The sequence below is a fragment of the Micromonospora sp. D75 genome (assembly GCF_018070405.1).
In the GTDB taxonomy this organism is placed as follows: domain Bacteria; phylum Actinomycetota; class Actinomycetes; order Mycobacteriales; family Micromonosporaceae; genus Micromonospora; species Micromonospora chalcea.
Map to the genome: position 1 here is coordinate 1 of NZ_JAGPXV010000433.1, position 5,160 is coordinate 5,160.

At 74.2% G+C, this 5,160-nt stretch carries 5 protein-coding genes and 1 pseudogene; 3 read left to right on the forward strand and 3 right to left on the reverse strand.

The features are described from left to right. Positions 1-160: pseudogene (locus KBX39_RS22420) on the forward strand (sensor histidine kinase); the annotation flags it as partial. 39 nt (positions 161-199) lie between these two features. Beyond that, a complete protein-coding gene (locus KBX39_RS22425; protein ID WP_210872360.1) occupies positions 200-856 on the forward strand; it encodes a response regulator transcription factor in 657 nt (218 codons plus the stop codon). Between the two features lie 10 nt (positions 857-866). On the opposite strand, the gene KBX39_RS22430 is transcribed toward KBX39_RS22425, so the two are convergent. From KBX39_RS22430 to KBX39_RS22440, 3 genes are read right to left on the reverse strand one after another with little or no spacing between them, the layout of a single operon-like run. Then, positions 867-1,508: an HAD family hydrolase gene (locus KBX39_RS22430; RefSeq protein WP_013475152.1), complete on the reverse strand. Its 642-nt coding sequence runs from the start codon at positions 1,506-1,508 to the stop codon at positions 867-869. Between the two features lie 24 nt (positions 1,509-1,532). Beyond that, positions 1,533-1,787, reverse strand: a complete 255-nt coding sequence (locus tag KBX39_RS22435) for a glutaredoxin family protein (RefSeq protein ID WP_013288752.1) — start codon at positions 1,785-1,787, stop codon at positions 1,533-1,535. Beyond that, entirely contained in the window at positions 1,777-3,453 is a 1,677-nt protein-coding gene (locus tag KBX39_RS22440) for an AMP-binding protein (RefSeq protein WP_210872362.1), read from the reverse strand. The genes KBX39_RS22435 and KBX39_RS22440 overlap by 11 nt, the downstream gene beginning before the upstream one ends. 512 nt (positions 3,454-3,965) lie before the next feature. On the opposite strand from KBX39_RS22440, the gene KBX39_RS22445 reads away from it, so the two are divergent. Then, on the forward strand, positions 3,966-4,937 hold the full coding sequence (locus KBX39_RS22445; RefSeq protein ID WP_187692941.1) for an ECF subfamily RNA polymerase sigma factor, BldN family: 972 nt from the start codon (positions 3,966-3,968) through the stop codon (positions 4,935-4,937). Positions 4,938-5,160: the final 223 nt, after the last annotated feature.

A 5,160-nucleotide genomic window follows, 5' to 3' on the forward strand; every position in this document is an offset into this window, starting at 1 on the left:
GGAGATCACTGTCACCGACGACGGCGTCGGCGGCGCGCACCTGGCCAAGGGCCACGGGCTCAACGGCATCGCCGACCGGGTCCGGGCGGCCGGCGGCACGCTGGAGGTGACCAGCCCGGCCGGCGGCCCGACCCGGGTCCACGCCGAACTACCGAGGTGATCCGGACCACCGGGTCGGGGCGTGATAGACACCGGATCCATGCGGGTGGTGATCGCGGACGACGCCGTACTGCTCCGGGAGGGGCTGATCCGGCTGCTGACCGAGTACGGGCACGAGGTGGTGGCGGCCGTCGGTGACGGTGACGCGCTGGTCGAGGCGGTGGTGGCGCACCGGCCCGACGTCTCGGTGGTGGACGTGCGGATGCCGCCCTCACACACCGACGAGGGACTGCGCGCCGCGGTGGAGGCCCGCCGCCGGGTGCCGGGTACGCCGATCCTGGTGCTGTCCCAGTACGTCGAGGTGTCGTACGCCGACGACCTGCTGGACACCGCGGGCGGGGCCGGCGGCGGCATCGGCTACCTGCTCAAGGACCGGGTCGCCGCGATCGACGAGTTCCTGGACGGCCTGGCCCGGGTGGCCGCCGGCGGCACCGTGCTCGACCCGGAGGTGATCAGCCAGTTGCTGGTCCGGCGGCGGCGCGACGACCCGCTGGGCTCGCTGACCCCGCGCGAGCGCGAGGTGCTGGCGCTGATGGCCGAGGGCCGCTCGAACACCGCCATCGCCCGGGCGCTGGTGGTCAGCGACGGCGCGGTCGAGAAGCACGTCCGCAACATCTTCACCAAGCTCGACCTGCCGCCGGACGCGACCACGCACCACCGCCGTGTCCTGGCCGTCCTGGCCCACCTGCGCGCCTGACCGGGCCGGGTCAGGCGAGCGTGCGGGCCAGCGTCACCGCCTCGGTGAGCGTGTCGGCGGCCGGGTGGCCGCTGCCGCGCAGCCGGTCCGGGTCGGACAGGCCACCGGTGTAGAGGACGCAGCGGGCGCCGACCGAGGCGGCCGCGTCGGCGTCGTCGAGCGAGTCGCCGATCAGCACCACCTCGTGGCCGCCCAGCCCCAGCTCGGCCAGGTGCTTCTCCAGCCACTCGGCCTTGTGCCCGCCGCCGACTGTGGCACGCAGCCCGTCCACCCGGCGGAAGTGCGGCGTCAGCCCGTACGTGTGCACCGTCGGCACCAGCTCGTCGTGGAACCACATGGACAGCAGCGACTGGCTGCCCTCCCAGGACTCGATCGCGGTGGTGGCGTCGGCGGCCAGGGCGCAGGTGGTCAGCCCGGCCCGGTAGGCGTCGTGGAAGACCCGGTCCAGCGTCCCGAACGCCTCGGCGTCCACGGCCCGGCCGAGCATCTCGGCGTAGTAGTCGGCGATCGGCCGCCGGAACCGGACCCGGTGCTCGGCCGCGGTGACCGCCGGCCCGCCGGCGCTGGCGAAGGCCACGTTCGTGGCCTGGACCACCAGGTCGAGGTCGTCGAGGAGCGTTCCGTTCCAGTCCCACACGAGGTGGCGTCGCATACCCGTCACCCGAGCACTCTAAGGCTAGAGCTGCGGCGTGGTCAGGTCGCGCAGCAGCCGGTCCTCCTCGACCCGCCAGTACCCGTGTTCCTTGCCGTCGAGCAGCACCACCGGCAGCCGGTCGCCGTAGTCGCGCTCCATCTCCAGGTCGCCGGTGACGTCCCGCTCCACCCACCGGTCGCCGGTGACCGCGACCACACGGTCGAGCGCGGCCTTCGCGTCGTCGCACAGGTGGCAGCCGGGCCGGGTGATCAGGATGAGCCTCGGGTCACTGGACATCGGATACCTCCGTGCGGATCTCGGTCGGCGACGCCGGCGACGGCACCACGGGCGCCGGGCGCAGCTCGGTCTTGCGCACCTTCCCGATCGCCGAGTACGGCAGGCTGTCGACGAACTCGACGGCGGTCGGGCACTTGAACCGGGCCAGGTTACGCGCGCAGTGGGCGAGCAGTTCGTCAGCCGTCACCGGCGAACCGGCCGCCCGGACCACGTACGCCCGCACAGTCTCGCCGGTCCGCGGGTGCGGCACGCCGAGGACCGCCGACTCGGCCACCCCGGGGTGCGCCTGGAGCACCAGCTCCACCTCGTGCGGGTAGACGTTGAAGCCGTTTACCAGGATCAGCTCGCCGAGCCGGTCGACGAGGAACAGGTCGCCGTCGCCGTCGGCGTACGCGACGTCGCCGGTGGCCCACCAGCCGTCCGGGTCCGGCCCGCCCCGCCCGTCCGGCCAGTAACCGGCGAACAGGTTCTCCCCGCGTACCATGATCTGCCCGGGGTCGGTGCCGGCCAGCTCGTCGGAGAGGTCCATCTCGTCCTCGTCGGGGGCGTCGGCTGGCACTCCGTCGCGCCACAGCTCGACGCCGTCGGCCCCGGTCAGGCGCAGCTCGACGCCGGGCAGCGGACGGCCGATCGAGCCGGGTTTCGGCTCGCCGCCGACGAGTGTCGACGTGAGCACCGGCGCGGTCTCGGTGAGCCCGTAGCCGACGTGCACCGGGTGCCCGGTCAGCTCGGTGAAGCGCGCCCCGACGGCCGGCGGCAGCGGCGCCGCGCCGCACACCGCGACGCGCACCGAGGCCAGCGCCGCGGCCGGGTCACGCTCCGCCTCGGCCCAGGTCAGGAACATCGACGGTACGCCGACGAGCACCGTGACCCGGTGCCGGGCGATCTCGTCCAGCGCCCCGGACGGGCCGGGCTCGTCGACGAGCACACCCGTCGCGCCGTGCCGCACCACGGCGCCGAGCACCGTGTTCAGCCCGTACGCGTGGAACAGCGGAAGGGCGAGCAGCACGACGTCGTCGGGGCCGACCACCGGCGGCTCGATCCGGTCGGTCTGGTCGTGGTTGGCGGCGAGCGCGCGGTGCGACAGCATCGCGCCCTTGGGCCGTCCCTCGGTGCCGGAGGTGTAGAGCAGGACGGCGAGGTCGTCGCCGGCGCGGGCCGGGAACCCGTCCGGCCCGGTGTCGCCGCGTACCGGCGGCGCGGTGTGCACGGCGCGCAGCCCGGGCAGCTCGGTGCGGTCCACCCGGGCGGTCACCTCGGGGGCGCCGACCAGCACCGTCGCGCCGGAGTCGGTGAGCACGTGCCGCAGCTCGCGGGCGGTGAGCGCGGGGTTGACCGGTACGGCGACCAGGCCGGCCCGGAGCGCGGCGAGGTAGGTGACCACGAAGTCCGGGGTGTTGCCGAACGCGACAGCCACCCGGGGCGGATGTCCCGGTCCGGCGGCCGGCGGCGCGTCGGCGAGCAGCGCGCGGGCGGTGGCGGTGACCGCGTCGTCCAGCTCGGACCAGGTGAGCGTCCGCTCGCGCCAGCGCAGCGCGGCCCGGTCGCCCCGTTCGGTGGCGGCCCGGCGGAGCCGGTCGGCGAGGTTCGGCGCGGAGCTTTCGGCGGCGTCCTGCACGGTGGCTGAGTCTGGCACAGCGGCGTCCGCCGGACCATGCCCGGACACGGCACCGGGTCCGCCACACGGGACTGGGAATGCAGTACGGTGGGATTCCCGAGCGCGGGATAACGATCTCCAGCGGCACGAGCCGAGCGACCCGGGGCGACCCGTGCGAGCCGCCCTCGCGACACGCCGAGCGGAAAGAAAATCTGCTCCGACCAGGACTTTCCACTGCGGACCACGATCCGGCGCGAAAGTCAACCACACGCGACGGACAACGGGTCCGCCATTCGTGCGATCCGGCGGGAAATACTTCCGCTCTGTGTAACGGACTTGCCACGCGTGGGTGACGTTGGCCCTATCATCACTCGGGTCGGCTCACCCCATTTGCCGTGAGTCGACACCCCTCAGCCCGAGGAGGCCCCCGTGCCCGTCAGCGCATTGGACCAGCACCTCAAGGGGATCTGCCGCCCGTCGGCACGTCCCGACCCGGCCGCGCCCGGCCGGGTTCCACCCGGTCCCCCGGCACCACAGTGGCGCCCGGTGCGGTCGCTGCCCACTCGGACCGGGGAGGCGCGGTGACCACCTTCGGTTACGCCGAACGGCCGGCCGGCGTCACCGGCCCGACCCAGCGCAACCCGCTCAACGAGCGCGCGGACCCGCCTCCACGCAGCACCGAGAGCCAGCTCGCGGTACGCGGCGAGGGGCGGCGCGTACGCAGCCGCGCGCACCACACGAACGAGGCGCCGGCGCGTCCCGCGACGCCCGGCGGCAACGCGAAACCCGCGGCCGGCCGCCTCGGCAGCCCGGCCCGCCCGACCATGCCGGCGCAGGCCCGGCGCGGTGACGCGGCCACCGGCGCGGAGCCGTCCGCCGCGGAGACCGCGATCCTGCCGGCGGTGACCACAGGCGACACCGCCGTCCTGCCCGCCGTGCCGGCCGCCACGCCCGCCACCGGATTCCCCAGCCGCCCCGACCCGTCCGACCCGGCCACCGAGGTGTGGACGCTCGTCGAACGCGCGCAGGCCGGCGAGTCCGAGGCGTTCGGCCTGATCTACGACAGGTACGTCGACACCGTCTTCCGGTTCGTCTACTTCCGGGTCGGCAACCGCCAGCTCGCCGAGGACCTCACCTCCGACACGTTCCTGCGCGCGCTCAAGCGGATCGGCAGCTTCACCTGGCAGGGGCGCGACCTCGGCGCCTGGCTGGTCACCATCGCCCGCAACCTGGTCGCCGACCACTTCAAGTCGGGGCGCTACCGGCTGGAGGTGACCACCGGCGACGTCCTCGACGCCGACCGGGAGGACCGCGGTCCGGAGGGCAGCCCGGAGGCGGCGGTGGTGGAGCACATCACCAACGTCGCCCTGCTCACCGCCGTCAAGCAGCTCAACCCGGAGCAGCAGGAGTGCATCGTGCTGCGGTTCCTCCAGGGCTTCTCGGTGGCCGAGACGGCCCGTGCCATGGGCAAGAACGAGGGCGCCATCAAGGCCCTCCAGTACCGCGCGGTACGGGCCCTGGCCCGTCTGCTGCCCGACGGCTTCCACTCCTGACCGGCAGCCACCGTCCCGTTTCCTCACCGGCGCCACCGCCGGGCGCTGTCGCGTGCCCGACGCCCCACGCAGGCCGATCACTCTTGGTGATTTCGCCGCCGTCCCAGCCGTAACCGGCGACCGGCGCGGTCCGTTTCTCCGGGTGCGACCAGTGGTTGTCCCGGCGTCCCCCGGGCCACCCGGTCCGGCGGGTCGGGTCGGCCGGGCCGGTCGACGCGGGGCC